Source organism: Zoogloea sp., from assembly GCF_030157465.1.
Taxonomy (GTDB): domain Bacteria; phylum Pseudomonadota; class Gammaproteobacteria; order Burkholderiales; family Rhodocyclaceae; genus Zoogloea.
This window is the reverse complement of record NZ_JAOAUU010000061.1, coordinates 1-18449: the sequence shown is the minus strand read 5'-3', so window position 1 is coordinate 18449 and position 18449 is coordinate 1. Positions and strand designations below refer to the sequence as shown.

At 65.0% G+C, this 18449-nt stretch carries 10 protein-coding genes; 5 read left to right on the top strand and 5 right to left on the bottom strand.

Annotation, left to right across the window (positions count from 1 at the left end):
* Positions 1 to 1044: 1044 nt before the first annotated feature.
* Complete coding sequence (locus tag Q1W26_RS08795; protein WP_300438612.1) at positions 1045 to 1665, bottom strand: class I SAM-dependent methyltransferase; 621 nt, start codon at positions 1663 to 1665, stop codon at positions 1045 to 1047.
* Between the two features lie 256 nt (positions 1666 to 1921).
* Here Q1W26_RS08795 and Q1W26_RS08790 point away from each other — a divergent pair, with 256 nt between their 5' ends.
* Positions 1922 to 2098 carry a hypothetical protein gene (locus tag Q1W26_RS08790; RefSeq protein WP_300438609.1) on the top strand — a complete coding sequence of 59 codons (177 nt, stop codon included), beginning with the start codon at positions 1922 to 1924 and terminating at the stop codon, positions 2096 to 2098.
* Between the two features lie 85 nt (positions 2099 to 2183).
* On the opposite strand, the gene Q1W26_RS08785 is transcribed toward Q1W26_RS08790, so the two are convergent.
* Both Q1W26_RS08785 and Q1W26_RS08780 read right to left on the bottom strand, forming a co-directional pair.
* Complete coding sequence (locus Q1W26_RS08785) at positions 2184 to 5588, bottom strand: PAS domain S-box protein (RefSeq protein ID WP_300438606.1); 3405 nt, start codon at positions 5586 to 5588, stop codon at positions 2184 to 2186.
* A gap of 48 nt (positions 5589 to 5636) precedes the next feature.
* The gene (locus tag Q1W26_RS08780) at positions 5637 to 7820 is read right to left on the bottom strand and encodes an ATP-dependent helicase (RefSeq protein WP_300438603.1); all 2184 of its coding nucleotides are present in this window, start codon (positions 7818 to 7820) and stop codon (positions 5637 to 5639) included.
* Between the two features lie 293 nt (positions 7821 to 8113).
* Here Q1W26_RS08780 and Q1W26_RS08775 point away from each other — a divergent pair, with 293 nt between their 5' ends.
* From Q1W26_RS08775 to Q1W26_RS08765, 3 genes are all read left to right on the top strand, one after another.
* Entirely contained in the window at positions 8114 to 9163 is a 1050-nt protein-coding gene (locus Q1W26_RS08775; RefSeq protein WP_300438600.1) for a GTP-binding protein, read from the top strand.
* A gap of 143 nt (positions 9164 to 9306) precedes the next feature.
* Entirely contained in the window at positions 9307 to 11670 is a 2364-nt protein-coding gene (gene parC, locus Q1W26_RS08770; protein WP_300438598.1) for a DNA topoisomerase IV subunit A, read from the top strand.
* 472 nt (positions 11671 to 12142) lie between these two features.
* The gene (locus Q1W26_RS08765; RefSeq protein WP_300438596.1) at positions 12143 to 13015 is read left to right on the top strand and encodes an NF038132 family protein; all 873 of its coding nucleotides are present in this window, start codon (positions 12143 to 12145) and stop codon (positions 13013 to 13015) included.
* Between the two features lie 74 nt (positions 13016 to 13089).
* Here Q1W26_RS08765 and Q1W26_RS08760 read toward each other — a convergent pair whose 3' ends face one another.
* On the bottom strand, positions 13090 to 14766 hold the full coding sequence (locus tag Q1W26_RS08760) for an ATP-binding protein (protein ID WP_300438593.1): 1677 nt from the start codon (positions 14764 to 14766) through the stop codon (positions 13090 to 13092).
* A gap of 227 nt (positions 14767 to 14993) precedes the next feature.
* On the opposite strand from Q1W26_RS08760, the gene Q1W26_RS08755 reads away from it, so the two are divergent.
* Positions 14994 to 17873, top strand: coding sequence for an EAL domain-containing protein (locus tag Q1W26_RS08755; RefSeq protein ID WP_300438590.1), 2880 nt, complete (start codon positions 14994 to 14996; stop codon positions 17871 to 17873).
* Positions 17874 to 18128: 255 nt separating this feature from the next.
* On the opposite strand, the gene Q1W26_RS08750 is transcribed toward Q1W26_RS08755, so the two are convergent.
* Positions 18129 to 18410: a PEP-CTERM sorting domain-containing protein gene (locus Q1W26_RS08750; protein WP_300438588.1), complete on the bottom strand. Its 282-nt coding sequence runs from the start codon at positions 18408 to 18410 to the stop codon at positions 18129 to 18131.
* Positions 18411 to 18449: the final 39 nt, after the last annotated feature.

The following is an 18449-nucleotide window of genomic DNA, read 5'->3' as shown; positions in this document are numbered from 1 at the left end:
TCAGAACGCGGTAATTTTACCAAGGCTGGGCGAGGCGAGGTTTTTCGAGGCGCCCATCTGTTGTTTCGTGTCTTAGAGAACGTCACTCGTGGCAACTGCATCATCTCGTGAAACCCGCGACCAACTACACGAGCCAAAGCTTCGGCTACTGATTCGATATCGTCGCGCGTTCCACCAAATAGCCGTCGGGTCAACTCTTCGTCGAGGCTCTTAGTCTGACGATCGACAACTCCGAAGGAGGAGTCTGTTCCGCATGGAAGTATCAACCATCGGTCGGTGAGCAATCTCTGAGGCTGCTCCGCGCGTGGGAGTGAGCTTGTGCGAAGCAGTCCGCCCCGCAGCTCCACGAATCGATGAGAGTCACGTCCGTCTTTGTCTCGCAATGCCACAGATGGGGAATACCAGGGGAGATCGAAGGGCTGCCGTTCGGATCTGTATCCGAGATAACACCGCACTTCGCCGTCGACGCTCGAGATCAACTCGCCCCCATGCCATGACGAGATATCGAGCTCGGGAACATGCGTTGGGTTGGGCGGGGGGCTGTTCTTGCGGGGCATGTGATGGCTAACTTTTTCTTCGGGTAACAGTTCTGCTGCATACCATTGCAGCGTCGTATAACTTGCCCTGCAAGTTCCTGTTTAGATGCAATAGCTAAGCACGAGGCAAAATCACAAGACAAAAAACAGCACCCGACGGCAGAAGGGGGAACGCTCGTGTAGCACAACAAGTCGATAGCATATCCATTTGCCCGGATGGCCGCTATCTGGATCGGGTGGCGACCGGCCGCTCCTGGCCAACAGCCGTCATTTTATCGCATCAGCATCACGATCCACTCCGGCCGAAATAGAGACGCCCCCCCATCCTGCCAATCTCGGCTTCCTGAGATAACCCGACATCCAACCAGCCACAGCCAGGATTAACCGAACAACTACTCGCGACCGGCTCACCGCCTCGCGGGGAACGTTTGAAACTTCACGCAAATCGCGCCAAGGCAATCCAGGCGCGCGTTCAAACCCCCACCCAACTCCCCCCCCGAACACCCAATCACGAAGCCTGCTTGCGGCAAAAGCAGTAAACGAATTTCTGCTCTCTATTGCCGGGGGTGTGGTGCGACTCTTCCTCGTGGCCGAGCAGAAGAAACGGCTCGCCGAATTCGGCGTGGAGTTCGTTGGCGCCGTAGCGCATGACGGGCAGGCCGCTGCACTGGGTGGGGCCGTCTTCGGCAAAGCTGGCCACGATGACAAGCCCGCCGGGCTTGACCGCGCGGAGGACGGTGCGCACGTAGGCGTGTCGCTCCTCGGGCGTGAGCAAAAAGTGGAACACGGCCCGGTCGTGCCACACATCGTAGCCATGCACCGGCAGATCGGCCTCGAGGACATTGGCCTCGAGCCACTTTACCGCCGCGGCGCGGCCACCCAGCCGGGCCTGGGCCACGGCGAGCGCCGCGCCGGAAAGATCGAGAACGGTCAGGTTTTCATGGCCGCTGGCCAGGAGGTCATCGACGAGGGTGGACGCGCCGCCGCCCACGTCGATGATGGCAGCCGTGGGCGGCGTGCCGGCATTCCGGATCAAGCGGAGGGACAGTTCGGCGTGGGCCTGAAACCAGCTGAGTTCATCTGCGGCCTTGCCGGTGTAAATCTTTTCCCAGTGATCTTTGGATTGCATTGAAGCGCCCTTTCAAGTGTGGGTTGTGCACAAGGCGTTGCTGCGACAGTACCGGCCCTCCCAGCCCCCGCCCCGACCCATTTCTCATTCAAGTCGAAAACGGCGCGACTGGCAGCGTGAGATCGCTCGCGGAGTTGGCGTCCGGCGGTGGAAGTGAAAGCTTGCTTGCGGGGCCGGATGCCGCGTGAAACGCACTGCCGTATTTATGGCACATTTTTTGCTTTAACGGAAGCCAACATCAACGGGAGATCCCGACATGAATATCCAGTCCTTGCGTATCCGCTTCGATGCTTTCTTACGCGCGGCACAAGCGTGGATGGTGGAAACCACGCAGGAAAGCCGTTCTGCCAGGCTTTCCACGCTGGGTTTGTCCGGCGGCAACTGGGGTTCGGCCTGTCAGGACGAATCCGGCCGCGAGCACCACTTTCGCTGACATGCGCTCAGGCACGGTGCAGCGGCCCCGCGGTGGGCACCACAAAGGGATGCTGCCCCAGCACGATTCCCTTGATGCGTGCCGGTCAGCACCAGGGCGTGCCGGCCTCGACGAGTTCGCGGATCTGGCGGTCGAGCTCGACAAGCCCGGCGTCCAGCGCGGCCTCCGTCTCGCCCCGCTCGATCGCTTCTTCCAGCTCGCCCGCCAGGGCCATCAGGTCCAGGGCGCACAAAAAGCCCGCGTTGCTGCGCAGGGTGTGCATCCGCCGGGCGGCGGATTCCCGTTCGCCCCTGGCCAGCTCGCTGCGGGCACGCCGAGCGGCATCGGCGTTGTCGGCGATGAAGAGTTCCAGCAGGCCGAGGAACATGGCCCTGTCCTGTCCCAGTCGCTTCGCGGCCCGCTCGCGGTCGATGCCGGCGATGTCGGGGAAGCCCTCCACAGCATCTTTAGCGGCGGCGCTTTCGGGCTCGGATTCGGGCTCGAACTCGGACTGACACTCGGCGGCAACCCTGGGCTTGATCCATTTGGCCAGCAGCTCGGCCATCTGCTCCAGGTCCATGGGCTTGGCCAGCACGTCGTTGGCGCCGGATGCGCGGGCCAGCGCCTGCTGTTCGTCACGCACCCCCGCGGTAAAGGCGATCACAGGCAGCTCGAGCAGGCCCAGTTCGCCGCGGATCAACCGGGTTGCGGTCAGGCCGTCCATCACCGGCATCTGCACGTCCATCAGTACCGCGTCGAAGCCCTTGGGCCGGGTCTTGAGAAGCTGCACCGCCTGCTGGCCGTCGGCGGCGAGGGTGGCGGTGGCGCCTTCGAGCGCCAGTGCGCGCTCGACCAGATCCCGGTTCATGGCGCTGTCGTCCACCACCAGCAGGTGCGCGCCCACCAGGCGCGGCCCCGACGCGGGCTTTGGCGGCCTGGCGGCCGGCGCTTCCGTCTCGCCCAGCGCGCCGCGCTGGAAGGGCAGCTCGAACCAGAAAACACTGCCCTCGCCCACCCGGCTTTCGGCGCCGATCTCGCCGCCCATCAACTCCACCAGGCGTTTGCAGATGGACAGTCCCAGGCCCGTTCCGCCAAAGCGGCGGCCGATGCCCGCGTCCGCCTGGGTAAAGGGCGCAAACAGGCGTGACAGCGCCTCGGGCGTGATGCCGATGCCGCTGTCGCGCACCTCGAAACGCAGCCTCAGGGCGCTGTCGCCGGTTTCGCGCGCCACGACACGCAGCACCACCTCGCCCGCTTCGGTGAATTTGATGGCGTTGCCGGTGAGGTTGAACAACACCTGTTCGAGGCGCAGCCGGTCGCCGATCAGCAAGCCGGGCGACACGGCGGGCACCTCGATACCCAGCGCCAGCCCCTTGGACCTCGCGGCCTGGCCCATCAGGCTGTCGAGGTTGGCCAGCAGCGGGGCCAGATCAAACGGCCGGGGTTCGATGCGCAGCTGGCCCGCCTCGATCTTGGACAGATCGAGCACGTCGTTGAGGATGGCGAGCAGCGACTGGCCCGCGATGCGGATGCGCTCGACCATTTCTCGCTGGTTCGGGGCCAGCTGCTCGCGCTCCAGCACCTGGGCCAGGCCGAGCACGGCGTTCATCGGCGTGCGTATCTCGTGGCTCATGTGGGCCAGAAACTCGCTCTTGGCGGCATTGGCGGCCTCGGCGGCATCGTAGACCTGCCGCAGATCGTGCTCGTAACGCTTGCGCTCGCTGATGTCGCGGGCCACACCAAGGATTTCGACAAATCCGCCGTCGGTGCTGAGCAGCGGGCTGGCAGTGACGTCGGTCCAGACCGTGGAGCCATCCTTGCAGCGCTGCTCCATTTCGCCGCGGAAGGCCGCCAGCGGACGCCCGGCATCCAGATCGGCGCGCAGGCCTTCAAAATAGGCTTCGGCAATGGCAAGGGAATCCGGCATGAGCACATCGGCCATGCTTTGCTGCAGGGCTTCATCCGGGGTGACGCCGCGGAGCTTTTCAACGGAGGGGCTGACGTAGGAATACCGGCCGAAGAGGTCCATCGTCATGATCACGTCGATGGCGTTGTCCGCCAGCAGGCGGTGGCGCATCTCGCTGATCTGCAGGCGCTCCTCGATCTGCCGGCGCGCCGTGATGTCCTCGACGATGAACAGGTAACGCGGCGCCTCTTCGGCCTCTACCCGCACCGGCGCGCAGGTTACGCTGGCCCACACCACCGAGCCGTCGGGGTGCAGGTAGCGCTTGTTCAGGCGGTAGCCGGAAATCTGGCCGGACTTGAGCCGGGCAATGTTGTCGGCGCTCTCGCGAATGTCGTCGGGGTGGGTGACTTCCATTGCGTCGAACCCGACCAGCTCGGCCGGCGCGCGGCCGACGATCTCCGCGAAGCGCAGGTTGGTCTCCATGATCCGGCCGCTGCGCGAATCCATCAGGGCCACGCCCAGCGGCGCCTGTTCAAAGATCACACGAAAGCGCGCTTCGGCGGCCCGCTGGGCCTGCAGCGCGGCAAGTTCCTGCCGCTGGCGGCCCCGCCGCCACAGCAGGTAGCCGCCCGAATAGGACAGCAACAGCCCGAGCCCCATGACCACCGCCGTGGCCCACGACATGGTGCGCAGGCCCGCATAGGCCTCCAGTTCGTCGATTTCGGCAATCATCAGCCAGGGCGTGCCGGCCACGGCAGATGCGTAGGCGAGCACCGGAACGCGTCGATAATCGCGCCCGCCCTCGATGATGCCGCGCTCTCCGCGGGCGGCCCTGGCGGCAGGCATGTCGGGCGTGCTCAAGGGCAGGGTGAGTGTGAGCGCCGCATCGCGCTTGAAGCGCAGCGGTGTCAGGAAGCGGACCCCTTCCCCGTCGCGCCGAACGAGGTAGGTCTCGGCCGTGCGGGTGGGTACGGGCCAGGATTCGACCAGGTTGTTCAGCGCCAGGTCTGCCCGCCAGGTTACGTAGGCCACCCCCAGCGGCACCATGTCGGGCGACCCGATGGGCGCCAGCACGCCGTATTGCACCTTGCCGCTGGCGTCGCGATGCAGATCGACGAGTTCGACACGGGGCCGCTTCAGGATGTCGCGGATCAGCGCGGCGTGGTCCCGAACGTCGGCGTCGCCGACGACGAAGGCCGGGTTTGCCCCGGCATCGACCACCGCCAGCCCGGCCCAGCCCCGCGCCTTGGCCATGGCCTCCATCAGGCTCTTCATCCGCGCCAGGCTCACATCGTCCCGGCGTCCGCCCTTCGACCACTGGTCAAACAGCACTTCGAGCTGGGAGTGCCCGAAGAAGGCCAGGTCGGCATCGATCCGGGCCTCGCCAAGCCAGGCCTCGACCTGCTGGCGCTTCTGCTCGGTGATCACCGCCAGGGTGCGGTGGGTTTCGCGGCGGATCTCCTCGCTCAGGTAGCGATAGCCCACGGCGCCCAGCGCGCCGATCACGAGTGATATGGCAAGCAGCGGCAGCACGAAGCGCAGCCACTGGCGACGGGTGCTGCCGGTGGGCCTCGCGGGAGATTGGGGGGCGATGGCGGTGGTCATGGTTGCAGATGTGACGGGGGGCGTGAGGGTGATCGCGGCTTTAAGGCCTCAATCCTGAAATCCGGTTTGCGCATCGAGTTGAAGGCTTCCACGAGACCGCGCCTTGTCGATTTTCATGGCTGCCACATAGGGGCTGACACGCGGCGCCGTTTCGGGCACGAACAGCGTCAGCTCGTCGCGCACGCGAGTGACCGCGACGTAAAAACGGTTGCGCTCTTCGGCGGGGTCGCAGCCTGTCATCGGAAAGGCGCCGTCTTCCAGAAAGGGCAACATGACGGACTCGAACTCCTGCCCCTTGGCAGCCTCGACGGTGCACAGCAGCACGGTGGCGGACGCCCGCAGCCTGGAGGCCTTCACCTCGGCCTTTCGCAGCCAGCCGGCAAAATCCCGCAGCGACATGGCGTTGCGGCGCGATGCGTCGATGAAACCGTCGATCGATCTTGAAACCATGGCCGCCGTGCTCGGCGCGATGAAAAGCTGCCGGGCCACGCTTTTCAGTGCCAGCAGGCCAACCGCCCGCTCCAGCAAGGCATGGGCGAGCTCATCCGGCGGGGCCGCGCGGAGCATCGCCAGAGTCTGCTCGAGGCGAACCCGGGCGCTGCGCTGGGCGGGCGTTTCGTCGATTGTTTCGGATTCGGCCTGACGAATGTTGGCCAGCGCGTTGGCTTCGTGGTGGTGGCCGCTTTTTCGAAGCTGGGCGAGCTTTTCGAGAAAATGGAATTCGCTCTGCATCTCCTCGTCGCCCGACATCTCGGCCGCTTTTTTATCGGCGCGGGTTTGTGGCTTGAGCAGCTTGCCTTTCAAAAACGCATCGAACAGTTCGGGCTGGGCCGCCGCCGTCTTCAGCGCGTCATCGTCGCGCCGGTCGGCGCCCCATTCAAACTGCTGCCAGAACAGCAAGGCCTGCAAAACCTGGAGACGTTTTTCAACTCCGGGAATCGACTCGTAGTCTTCCAGCGCAAAAGCGATCACGCCGCGCAGCATGAGAATTTCGGAGCGGAGCAGGTAGCTTTCCAGCCCCTCCACCCGCCAGCCGATGCCGGCTTCCAGCAGGGCGTTCTCGATATGGATCGACTGGTACGGCGCCCGCAGGATGACCGCGCAGGCGTCAGGCCGCCCGCCCCGCCGGGTCCAGTCGAGGATGCAGGCGGCCACGCGCCCGGCGCCGTCGCGCTGGGTGGCGTAGGTTTCAAGCTGGAGGCGGGTTTCATGCCGGCGGCCGGAAACAACCTCCTTGTCCTTCAGCGCGGCGGTGGCCAGTGCCATGACCGGGCCATGGCGGTAGGTGCGGGTCAGCGGCAGGGATTCCACGCTGCGCCAACCCTGGCCAAAGCGGGTGCGGATGAAGTTCACATCCGCGCCGGCCCAGCGGTGAATCACCTGGTCGAAGTCGCCCGCGCCGGTAAAAAACGCATTGCCCCGGGCCAGCAGGTGCTCGAGCACCGCATAGCTTGCCGGGTTCATGTCCTGGAGTTCATCGACCACCACGATGCGAAACGCCGGCAGCTCGATGGCGCAATCCTCGCTGGTCAGCATGCAGGCAAGATCGTAGGTCGCATCAAACCCGGCCCGCCAGCGCGGCGCGTCGCCGTAGCCGGCGCGCTCGGCTTCCATCAGGCAGTAGAGCAAAAAAACGCTCTCCGGCAGGTCGAGAAACCCGGCGCGCTCCTCGATGCTTTCGCCGTCCTCGACGCCCGGCTTGACCAGCCGCGCCTTGAGTTGCCCGGCGAGGGTCAGAAACTCGAAGATCTGGTCGTTGTGTTCGGGCAGCCAGAGCTCGCGCGGCGTTCTGCGCATCGAGTTTTCCAGCTGGAGCTTTCGCACCGCGGCGCGCACATGGGGCGCAACCGCATCGTGCGACGCAAGGAATGGCGCCTGACCGCCCTCGAAAGCGCCCAGAACCTGCTGCGCGAATTCTTCGAAGGTGGTGCACCGGACGCGGCGGGCGAGCTTTTCATCCAGCCCGATCTCGACGAGCCGCGCCTTGAGCACGCGCGCCGCCTCCCCCGAAAACGTCAGCGCAACGATGCTCTCCGGCCACACGCCACGGGTTACCGATTCGGCGATCCGCAGCGCCAGCGTGGTGGTTTTGGCCGCCCCCGCGTTGGCCATTGCAATCACGTGGCGGGCCCGGCATGTCTGGATGTTGCGCTGCTCTTCGGTAGGAATGATGCCCGCAGGTGTAAATAGCGGCTCGGAAGACGGGCTTGACGACGTCGGAGGTCTGGTCATGCGTGGCTGGAATGGGTGCGGCGGGATGAATACAACTTTGTAGGTAGAACAGCGTCAGCGGCGCATTTTAGCAGGCTGTCAAAAACCTCTCGCATTCCCTTTCCACACCCTGCGGTTTCCGGCTGCCCAGCCCGCCACGACAGGCCCGGGCGGGCAGGTGCGGCAGCTGGGCAGATCCATCCGCTGAAACCCCGATCCATGCGCCCCGGCCTGCGGGCCAGCTTCTGAAGCAGGGCGAGCCTGGGGCTTTCTGTGCCAAACTTTGCGCCGTTTTTTGATTCCAGACCCGCACCATGACCAGCCCGCTCTCCAGCCCGCTCTCCATCCCCCGCCCGCCGATCCGCGCAACCATCCTTACCGGCTTTCTCGGGGCCGGCAAGACAACGCTGCTCAACCGCTACCTCGCCAGTGCGCCGGCAAGACGGGTCGCGGTGCTCGAAAACGAGTTCGGCGCGGTAGGCATCGACGGCGGCCTGATCGCCGGCTCGCCGGCGGTCGAGGTGGTCGAGCTGACCAATGGCTGCATCTGCTGCAGCGTGCGCGGTGAGCTGGGCCAGGCGCTGGCCGATCTGGCCGACCGGCGCGACCGCGGCGAGCTGGATTTTGACCAGCTGGTGCTCGAAACCACCGGCCTCGCCGACCCGGCGCCGGTCGCCCAGGCCTTCTTTACCGAAGAAGGCGTAAGCAGCCGTTACGAGCTGGACGGCATCCTCACCGTTGTCGACGCCGTGCACGCCGCCCGCCAGCTCGACGAAAACCGCGTCGCCGCCGCCCAGATCGGCTTTGCCGACCGCGTGCTGATCACCAAGGCAGAGCTCGTCGATGCCGACACGCTCAGCGCGCTGGAAGCCCGCCTGCGGCGCATCAACCTGCGCGTGCCGCTGATGCCGGTGCCCGGTGACGCCGCCGGGCTCGCCGCGCTGTTTGCCCTGGACGCCTTCGTGCTCAGCGACGTGATTGAACACAGCCCGGGCTTCCTGAGCGCCTCGGCCCCCAGCGGCCTCAGCCGCGGCGGCGGCCGGCATGCCGCCTTCGTGCGCCACGACGACGACATCGCCTCGCTGGTGCTGCACCACGCGGGCGACGTGGACGCCGGCCTGCTGGGCAGCTTCGTCGAAGAACTGCTGCTCAACAACGGCAACGACATGCTGCGCTACAAGGGCGTGCTGGCCGTGCGCGACGAAGAGCGGCGGCTGGTGTTCCAGGGCGTGCACCGCATCACCGGCTTCGATTACGGCCGGCCCTGGGCGCCGGGCGAAACCCGCGACACCACCATCGTGATCATCGGTCGCCGCCTCGACCAGGACGCCATTTCCGCCGCCTTCCGGCTCGCCTGCCGCTGAGCACCGCCGAAAGCGCGGCGAACAATCGCCTCGCCCAACGGGAAAGCGCGTCGCCTGTGGTATTTTTGCGCCCTGTTTTGCGATCCCCCCCGCGCCCGCCCGGGCGCCTGTAACCTCGGCAGCCCCGAGCTGCCTGCTGCACGATGAACGACACCCCCGATCTCTTCGACTCCCTGCCGCCCGAAGTTCCCGACGCGGCCGAACCGCCTCCGCCCCCGCCGCCCACCCTGCTCATGGGCAGCGACGACGCCCTGCCCCTCGACCTCTACGCCGAACGGGCCTACCTTGCCTACGCCATGAGCGTGGTCAAAGCCCGCGCCCTGCCCCAGGTCGAAGACGGCATGAAGCCGGTGCAGCGCCGCATCCTCTTCGCGATGAGCGAGATGCGCCTGTCACCGGGCTCCAAGCATGTCAAGTCGGCCCGCGTGGTGGGCGACGTGATCGGTAAATACCACCCCCACGGCGACTCCAGCGTGTACGACGCGATGGTGCGCGTGGCCCAGGATTTCTCGCTGCGCTACCCGCTGGTGGACGGCCAGGGCAACTTCGGCTCCCGCGACGGCGACTCGGCCGCGGCGATGCGTTACACCGAATGTCGCCTGACGCCGATCGCCGAGCTGCTGCTCTCCGAGATCGACCGTGGCACCGTGGATTTCCGTCCCAACTACGACGGCGCCTTTGAAGAGCCGCAACTGCTGCCGGCCCGCCTGCCCTTCGTACTCCTCAACGGCGCATCGGGCATTGCCGTCGGCATGGCCACCGAAATCCCGTCCCACAACCTGCGCGAAGTGGCCGCCGCGGCCATCCACGCCATCGAAAACCCCGCCGCCACCGTGCCCGACCTGATGGCGCACATCGCCGGGCCGGACTTCCCCGGCGGCGGCCAGATCATTTCGCCCAAGGCCGACATCCGCCAGGCCTACGAAACCGGCCGCGGCAGCCTCAAGCTGCGCGCCCGCTGGGTGATCGAGGATCTGGCCCGCGGCCAGTGGCAACTGGTTGTCAACGAACTGCCCCAGGGCGTCTCGGCCCAAAAGGTGTTGTTCGAAATCGAGACCCTCACCAACCCGCAGCCCAAAACCGGCAAGAAATCCATCGATCCGGACCAGGCCCAGATCAAGGCCCTGATGCTCGGCGCCCTCGACCGGGTGCGCGACGAATCCGGCAAGGATGCCCCGGTGCGCCTCGTCTTCGAGCCCAAGAGCCGCAACCAGGACGTGGCCGAATTTGCCAACCTGCTGCTCAGCCACACCAGCCTCGAAAGCTCCTCGTCGATCAACATGGTGATGATCGGCCTCGACGGCCGGCCGGGGCAGAAGAACCTCGCCGACGTACTCCACGAATGGGGCCGCTTCCGGCTCGCCACGGTGCGCCGACGCACCGCCCACCGCCTCGGCCAGGTGAACGATCGCATCCATATTCTCGAAGGCCGGCACATCGTCTTCCTGAACATCGACGAGGTGATCCGCACCATCCGCGAGTCGGACGAGCCCAAGCCGGCACTGATCGCACGCTTCGACCTCTCGGACCGGCAGGCCGAGGACATCCTCGAAATCCGTCTGCGCCAGCTGGCCCGCCTCGAAGGCATCAAGATCGAACGCGAGCTGGCCGAGCTGCGCGGTGAAAAAACCGAACTCGAAGCCCTGCTCGGCGACGAAGGCAAGCTAAAGAAGCTGGTGATCAAGGAAATCCGCGCCGACGCCGCCAAATACGGCGACGAGCGCCGCACCCTGGTGGAAGAAGCCGCCCGCGCCGGCGTCACCCAGACGGTGGTGGACGAAGCGGTCACCGTGATCGTCTCCGAAAAGGGCTGGGTGCGCTGCCGCAACGGCCACGGCCTCGACCTGGCCAACATCGCCTTCAAGGATGGCGACCACCTCGGCGTGGCCTTCGAGTGCCGCACCATTGATGCGCTGATTGCCATCACCGATGGCGGCCGCGCGCTGACGGTGGCCGTATCCACGCTGCCCGACGGCCGCGGCAACGGTGCGCCGCTGGCCTCGTTTGTCGAGCTGCCCAGCGGCAGCAAGATCGCCCACGTGCTCGCCGGCCCCGCCGACAAGCGCGTGCTGCTGGCCAGCACCAACGGCTACGGCTTTGTGTGCCGCCTTGGCGACCTGACCGCCACCAAGCGCGCCGGCAAGCAGTTCATCACTCTGGACGCCGGCGGCAAGCTGCTCGCGCCGGTGCTCTTCGACGACGCCGAAGGCCTGCACCTGGCCGCGCTGTCATCGTCCGACCGCCTCCTGGTCTTCCCGCTCGACCAGGTGAAAGAGCTTTCCGGTGGCGGCCGCGGTGTCACCCTCATCGGCCTCGACGACGGCGAACAGCTCGCCGCCGCCTGCGTGGCCCGCGAGGCTATCACCCTGCTCGCCAATACCCGCGGCGGCAAGGCGGTCGAAACCACCCTGTCGCCACGCGACTGGCAGGACTTCATCGGCAAGCGCGCCAGAAAGGGCAAGCAGGCGCCGGGCCGCTCCCAGGCCAGCGGCCTGCGGGGCACCTGATCGGCAGCAGCGAAAAGCGGTTCGCCCGTAAAAAAACTCGGTCAACCCGGCGCTTCAAGAGCCATGCAGGGGCAACTTCAGTCGCCCCTGCACCGGCACAACAACGCAGCTTCAAGCGACGACGCAATGAGTCCACCGCTAACGAGGCGCGTTAAAAAAGGCTCTGTCACCGTTACCTGTAGAACCGCATCAATGCCTGCCCCAGCCGACTACGGCAGCGGTCTCGACGCTTCCATGGGTTCGCAGCACCCGAATGGGTGATTTCCCCCAAGTATGGGTGTAGAGCCCCGACCGCTCCCCGATTTGCGATCGACTTGAAAACAAAACCCCTTGTTCATCAATGCGTTGAAGAAAACACGTTGATCAGGCACGCGGCTTGCGCTGCTTTGGTCAGTACCGTGAATAGTGGCGGAATGCCGCCCGCCGCTACCGGCAACACAATGAACACGACAACAAGGGAAGGTCGAACACAATGAAAATCCAGTCCACCCAAGCGCGCATCGCCATCGGCATTCTTGCCTCTGCGCTGGTCCCCGCAGCTGCCCACGCGGCACCGGTCTCCCTGGGCGCCGTCACCTGGTCCGCCAACGGCGCCAGCGGCCTGATCGCCGGCGACACCACCGTGACGACCTCGCCGACCGCCAACACGCAGTTCGGCTATGTCAGCACCGCTGGCGGCGCATCGGACGTCTCGCCCCTGCTCCTCAAGACCGACGGCAAGGGCAACGAGGCCGCCAACAACGGATCGACGGTGACCTCCAGCGTGTTCAGCGCCCAGGCCAGCGACAGCCTGTCCCTGGTGTTCAACTACGTGTCCACCGACGGCCGCGGCTACGACGATTACGCCTGGGCCCGGCTGGTGGGTGCCGGCACGAACACGACGGCAGCCTGGCTGTTCACCGCCCGCAGCACCAACTCGGCGCGGGGCAACGTGGTGCCGGGCGACGTGCTGAAGCGCCAGCAGGACAACAGCCTGCCGGACAAGCTGGACGCGGTGCTCAACGACGGCGCCTCCATCGGTTTCAACGTGGCGAGCACCGTCTGGGACCCGCTCGGGAGCTTCAGCGGCTTCTGCTGGGACGCCGCGAACACCTGCGGCACCTCGGGCTGGATTCACTCCGAGTACACCTTTGCCGCCGCGGGCAACTTCTACCTGGAGTTCGGCGTGGTCAATTGGGGCGACCAGGCCTTCGACTCCGCCCTCGCCTTCGACTTCGTCGGGCTGAGCCCCGCCCGCTTCCCGGATGCGACAGCCGTCGGCACGGTGCCCGAACCCGCCTCATCGGCGCTGGCGCTGCTCGGGCTGGGCCTGCTCGGCCGCCGCGCCAGCCGCGGCCGCGTCTGATCCTTGCTACGCTCACTAGCGGCAACAACGAAGAGATCATTGTTGCCGTTTTTGCATTTAAACCCTGCCCGCAGTCAGTCTATCGGCAGGCTCACCACAAACTCGCTGCCCTGGCCCACTTTGGAACTCACCCGCAGCTCGCCGCCCATCAGCCCGACCAGCTCCTTCACCAGCGCCAGGCCCAGACCGGTTCCCTGGTGGCGACGGGTCAGGAAGCTATCCACCTGCCGGAATCGCTCGAAAATGTGGGGCAGCATGTCCTCCGGAATGCCGCAGCCGCTGTCGAAAACAGCAATCTCCAGCATGCGGCCGGCACGGCTGACGCGAACCGCGATCTTGCCGCTGTCGGTGAACTTGATCGCGTTGCTGAGCAGGTTGTTCAAGAGCTGGGCAACGCGGGTACTGTCGCAAAGCAGCGTTTCGGGCAAACCCGGCGCCGTCTCCAGCGTAAGCGTGAGCCCCTTTTTGGCCGCCGGCGGGTAATAGTTGCGAACGATCTTTTCGAGCAGCGGCACAAGCGGCTCCGGCGCGCGCTGGAGTTCCATCTTGCCGGACTCGATCTTGGCCAGGTCGAGGATCGAATTGACCAGTTCCAGCAGATGCTGGCTGCTCTCCAGCACGATGCCGGCAAACTCCCGGTTCTCGTCGCTGGACGACTCCTGCAGCAACTCGGCGTAGCCCATGATGCCGTTGAGCGGCGTACGCAGTTCGTGGGACATGGAAGCCAGGAATTCGGATTTCATGCGGTTCGCCGAATCCGCCTTGAGCTGGCTTTCACGCAGGGCCTGCATCATGCGGAACTGTCTGTTCAGCAGCCGGATGGCGATGGCGCCAAACAGCAGCACCATGAGGCTCGTCGCGCCCGCAAAGATCATGTAGCCCATGCGCCGCTCGCGGTAATCCGCCAGGGCGGCGTCGTCCTGCACGCCAACGGCCACCAGCAGGGGATACTCGGCCAGCACGCGATAGCTGTAGAAGCGCTGTGTCCCGTCGGAAATGCTGGTAACCCGGAGGCTGCCGCTCGGCTCCTTGTCGGCAACGCGTTTCATCAGGGGGCTCATCGAAACATTCTGGCCCACCGCTTTATCGTTCCCGGCCCGGCGGGCCCGCACGATGCCATCGAGCCCGACCAGCGACACCACACTGCCGACGCCCAGATCCACGCCGCTGTAGAAATCCGAAAAATAAAAGGGATCGACGGAAATCACGACAACACCGCCAAAGCTGCCGTCGGGCTTGTTGATGCGGCGGGTCATCTGGATGGACCACTTGCCCGACGCACGGCCCAGAATAGGCTTGCTGATGAAGAGCGTGTTGGTGTCTTTCTCCATGTGAACCCGGAAATGCTCCCGGTCCGACAGGTCGACCCGCTTGTGGTTGGGCAGGTTGCTCAGCACATAGATGCCGTGCTCGTCGATCACCCCGAGCTGGTTGAAGATGCTGCTGATGATCATGCCTTCGCGCACGTATTCGGCGATGTCAACCTTGTCGCCATAGCGCTCGTACTGGAACTTCAGGAACAGCAGGGCCTGGTCGACGCTTTTGATCGTCCGGATCGTGTGCTCCTCGAAAGCGCGGGCAAGGTTGAGGTTTTCGGTGTTGATCGAGCGGATCACCAGCGCCTCTTCAGCCCGGGCCTTGTAAAGCACCGCCCCCCAGACAAGAACGATCAGCAACAGCATGAGCAGCACCAGCGGCAGGAAAAGACGCTGGCGTTCGCCGGACAGGCTGGATTTGGCGGAGAAAATCATCGAAAAGTGCAAGTAGAAGGATCCGGAACAGGGTTACTGCGACATCAGGGGCGGCTCTGGATTAACGTCCGGACACCGCGGGCCTTGAGCTTCCGAGGCGCCGCTCAGTGTTAACCACTACTTCATTTCCAGGCCCCCTTGCCGTAAACAGATGGCTGGCCAGCAAACCGCACGGCTGCCACTGTCGCCAGAACAATCCGCCCCGTCCAGGACACGCCCAGCCGCCCATGAAGCTCCACGTTACCGACCACAACCTTCCGCGCCTTCATCTGGCAGGAACGCTGCTCGTCGTCATCGTGCTGGCGATCGCCCTCGGCACCAGTTTCCTGCTGATCGGCCTGTCGGAGCATCAGCGCATCACCGAACGGCTCGAAAGCGGCTTCACGAAGAAAAAGCAGGAACGCCTCAGCAACGAGATGGCGGCCGCCATCGGCTACCTGGATTTCCTGCAATCCCGCACCGAATCGGCCTTGCGCAATGCAACGCGGGAGAAGGTCGAAATGGCGTTCCAGACCGCGCAGGTGATCTACGACCGGGAGCACGGCCGGCTCCCCGAAGCGGAGGTCAAGCAGCTGATCCGGGAGGCCCTTCGGCCCCAGCGATTCTTCAACGGAAGCGGCTACTTTTTCATCGACGACCTGAAGGGCCACTGTGTTCTCCTGCCGACGGCACCGGAGCGGGAAGGCTCGTCACTCTGGGACAACCAGGACGACACCGGCCACTACATCATGCGCGGCCTTGTAGCCGCGGCCACGGCGGGCGGCGGCGAAGGTTTCTCGACCTATCGCTGGTACTCGCCCGGCAACCCGCAGCAGATGTCCGAGAAGCTCGCCTTCGTCAAGGTCTTCAAGCCCTACGGGTGGCTGATCGGCACCGGTGACTACCTCCAGAACTGGCACGGCGAGCGGCTCCGGGAAGGCATCGAGCGGCTGCGTGCCTGGAAGTTCGGCGAAACAGGCCGCTTCATCGCCATCGGCCTCGACGGACACCTGCTGCTGCAGCCCCAGTGGCCGGAAAACGAAGGCAAGCATTACCTTTCGGTTGGCACCGAAGCCCAGAAGAAAGTCCGCCAGCAACTCCTGGATCTCGGCAAACAGGGCGGTGGCTTCATCGACTACCCCTGGCAGACAGCGGCCAGCCCGGGCCTGAGCAAGCGCACCGCCTACGTGCAGCCCTATCTGCCGTGGAACATCGTCGTCATCGCCACGGTGTACGAGCAGGAGATGCAACCGGCCATCGCGGCCGAGCGGGAAGCCGCGCTGAGTTCGCTGTCCAGCCGTCTGCCGTATGTCGCCCTTGCCGCCGGCCTGGCCATCGGCCTCGCCATGCTTGCTTCGTACTTTTTCTCGCGGTGGATCAGCGGCCAGCTCAGAACCTACACCCACAACATCGACGAACACGCCCGCGCCCTCGAACGGCAGGCCGGAGAGCTGCGGCTCGCCTCGCGGGTCTTCGAGAGCAGCCGGGAAGGCATCATCATCACCGACCCGGAAACACGCATCCTGGCGGTGAACCCGTCCTTCGTCAAAATCACCGGCTTCAGCGCCGCCGATGTCATCGGCAAGCGCCCCAAACTGCTCGCCTCCGGCCGGCACGACCCGGATTTCTACCGCAACATGTGGAAAAAAATCCAGGAAACAGGCTCCTGGAGCGGCGAGATCTGGAACCGCCGGATAGACGGCAGCGTGTATCCCGAGCACCTCGACATCTGCGCCGTGCGGGGCGAAAACGGCGAGGTGCTGCATTACGTGGGCACCTTCCTCGACCTTACCGAACGCAAGGCCGCCGAAGACCGGATCCGCCAGCTGGCCGAATTCGACATCCTCACCCGTTTGCCCAACCGCAGCCTGTTCAGCGACCGGCTGGCACAGGCAATGGCTCTGGCGGAGCGCGAGAGCAAGCGGGTGGCGGTGTTCGTGATCGACCTCGACCGCTTCAAAACGGTGAATGACTCCCTCGGCCACGCCATTGGCGACGAGATCCTGCAGGAAGTCTCGCTCCGCCTGCGCCGCCTGGTGCGCCACAGCGACACGGTAAGCCGCCTCGGCGGTGACGAGTTCGCGGTGCTGCTGACTGGCCTCGACCAACCCGCCCAGACCCTGCCGGTCGCCCGCAAGATCCTCGAATCACTCTCCGAGCCCTATCTCATCCGCGAGCATGACTTGCAGATCACGCCGAGCATCGGCATCGCCCTTTATCCGGACAACGGCAGCGACACCGGCACGCTGCTGCAAAATGCCGACGCGGCGATGTATCACGCCAAGCACCTCGGGCGAAGCAATTTCCAGTTTTTCACCCCCGACTTCAACCAGCTGGCAACCGACCGCCTGAACACCGAAAACGGCCTGCGCCATGCGCTGACACGCCGGGAGCTGGTGCTCCATTACCAGCCGCAGGTCGAACTCTCCAGCGGGCGCATCGTCGGCTGCGAGGCCTTGCTGCGCTGGCAACCGACCGGCGGCGAACTGATTCCCCCCGACCGTTTCATCCCGGTCGCCGAAGACACCGGCCTGATCGTGCCGATCGGTGCCTGGGTGCTCGATGAAGCCTGCAAGCAGCTGGCAGCATGGGATGCCGACGGCGCCGCGCCCATCCGGATCGCCGTCAATGTCGCGGTTCCACAGCTGCGCCAGGAGGATTTCGTCGCCCACGTGCGCGACACCCTGCTGCGCCACCGGCTCAGCGCCGATCGGCTGGAGATCGAAGTCACCGAAAGCGTGCTGCTTGATCAGAACGAGCGCATCGGCACAACCCTAGAAGGGCTCCTGGCGCTGGGCGTCAAACTGTCCCTCGACGACTTCGGCACCGGCTACGCCAGCCTGTCTTATCTGCGCAACTTCCACTTCGACGTGCTGAAGATCGACCGCTCCTTCGTGTCGGAACTCCACCGCAACCGGGACGACATCACCCTGATCCGCGCGATCATCAGCATCGCCCGCGACATGTCGCTACTTACCATCGCCGAAGGAATCGAAACCGCCGAGCAGCGTGCCATCCTGGACGAACTCGGCTGCAGCCTCGGACAGGGCTACCACTTTTCCCGCCCGGTGTCGGCCGCTGCCATGGGCGATCTGATCCAGCGCCAGAGCAGCGGACAAGGCGGCTAGGAGCTACGGCGTCGAGAACGCCCCCGAGCGCATCGTCGCCGGAACCCTCAATGGCATGATTCTCTCTGCCCACGACGCCGTCGAAACCCGGCCACGCCGCTTGGCGAGGGTGGAGGACGGCAGAGTGGACGCTCTGCTCCACTTCACCCTACCGGCTTCGGGGTGGAGAGAGAAACTGCCGTTACCCCGATAGGCAACGGCAGAAACGACAATGGCGCCACGGGGCGCCATTGCAGCTTAACCGCCAAAGAGGCCTCAGCGCTCGCCCAACCGACGACGGAGGGCGACAAGGCTGCTCAAGCCTGCGATCACCAGCACAGTACTCGCCGGCTCGGGCACGGTGCTGGTGATCGGTCCCGACGAGATCAGAGCATCAAAGATTACATCCTGATAGCTTCGGTCACCCGGGTTGCTCCAGCCACCGTCGACCGCCTCAATGGCAAAGACGTTGGTTTCGCCAGCATGAAGATAAGAACCGAAGCTCGTCTCATAGATAATGCCGGCAAAGCCATTGTCCTTATTAGGGCCTGTTCTCAATTATCGAACCAGCAGTATGCCGAATGGAAGTCTCGTTAA

Excerpts from the sequence above, each read along its gene's own strand:
- Q1W26_RS08795 (WP_300438612.1), bottom strand. The coding sequence starts at position 1,665 with ATGCAATCCAAAGATCACTGGGAAAAGATTTACACCGGCAAGGCCGCA.
- Q1W26_RS08790 (WP_300438609.1), top strand. The coding sequence starts at position 1,922 with ATGAATATCCAGTCCTTGCGTATCCGCTTCGATGCTTTCTTACGCGCG.
- Q1W26_RS08785 (WP_300438606.1), bottom strand. The coding sequence starts at position 5,588 with ATGACCACCGCCATCGCCCCCCAATCTCCCGCGAGGCCCACCGGCAGC.
- Q1W26_RS08780 (WP_300438603.1), bottom strand. The coding sequence starts at position 7,820 with ATGACCAGACCTCCGACGTCGTCAAGCCCGTCTTCCGAGCCGCTATTT.
- Q1W26_RS08775 (WP_300438600.1), top strand. The coding sequence starts at position 8,114 with ATGACCAGCCCGCTCTCCAGCCCGCTCTCCATCCCCCGCCCGCCGATC.
- parC (WP_300438598.1), top strand. The coding sequence starts at position 9,307 with ATGAACGACACCCCCGATCTCTTCGACTCCCTGCCGCCCGAAGTTCCC.
- Q1W26_RS08765 (WP_300438596.1), top strand. The coding sequence starts at position 12,143 with ATGAAAATCCAGTCCACCCAAGCGCGCATCGCCATCGGCATTCTTGCC.
- Q1W26_RS08760 (WP_300438593.1), bottom strand. The coding sequence starts at position 14,766 with ATGATTTTCTCCGCCAAATCCAGCCTGTCCGGCGAACGCCAGCGTCTT.
- Q1W26_RS08755 (WP_300438590.1), top strand. The coding sequence starts at position 14,994 with ATGAAGCTCCACGTTACCGACCACAACCTTCCGCGCCTTCATCTGGCA.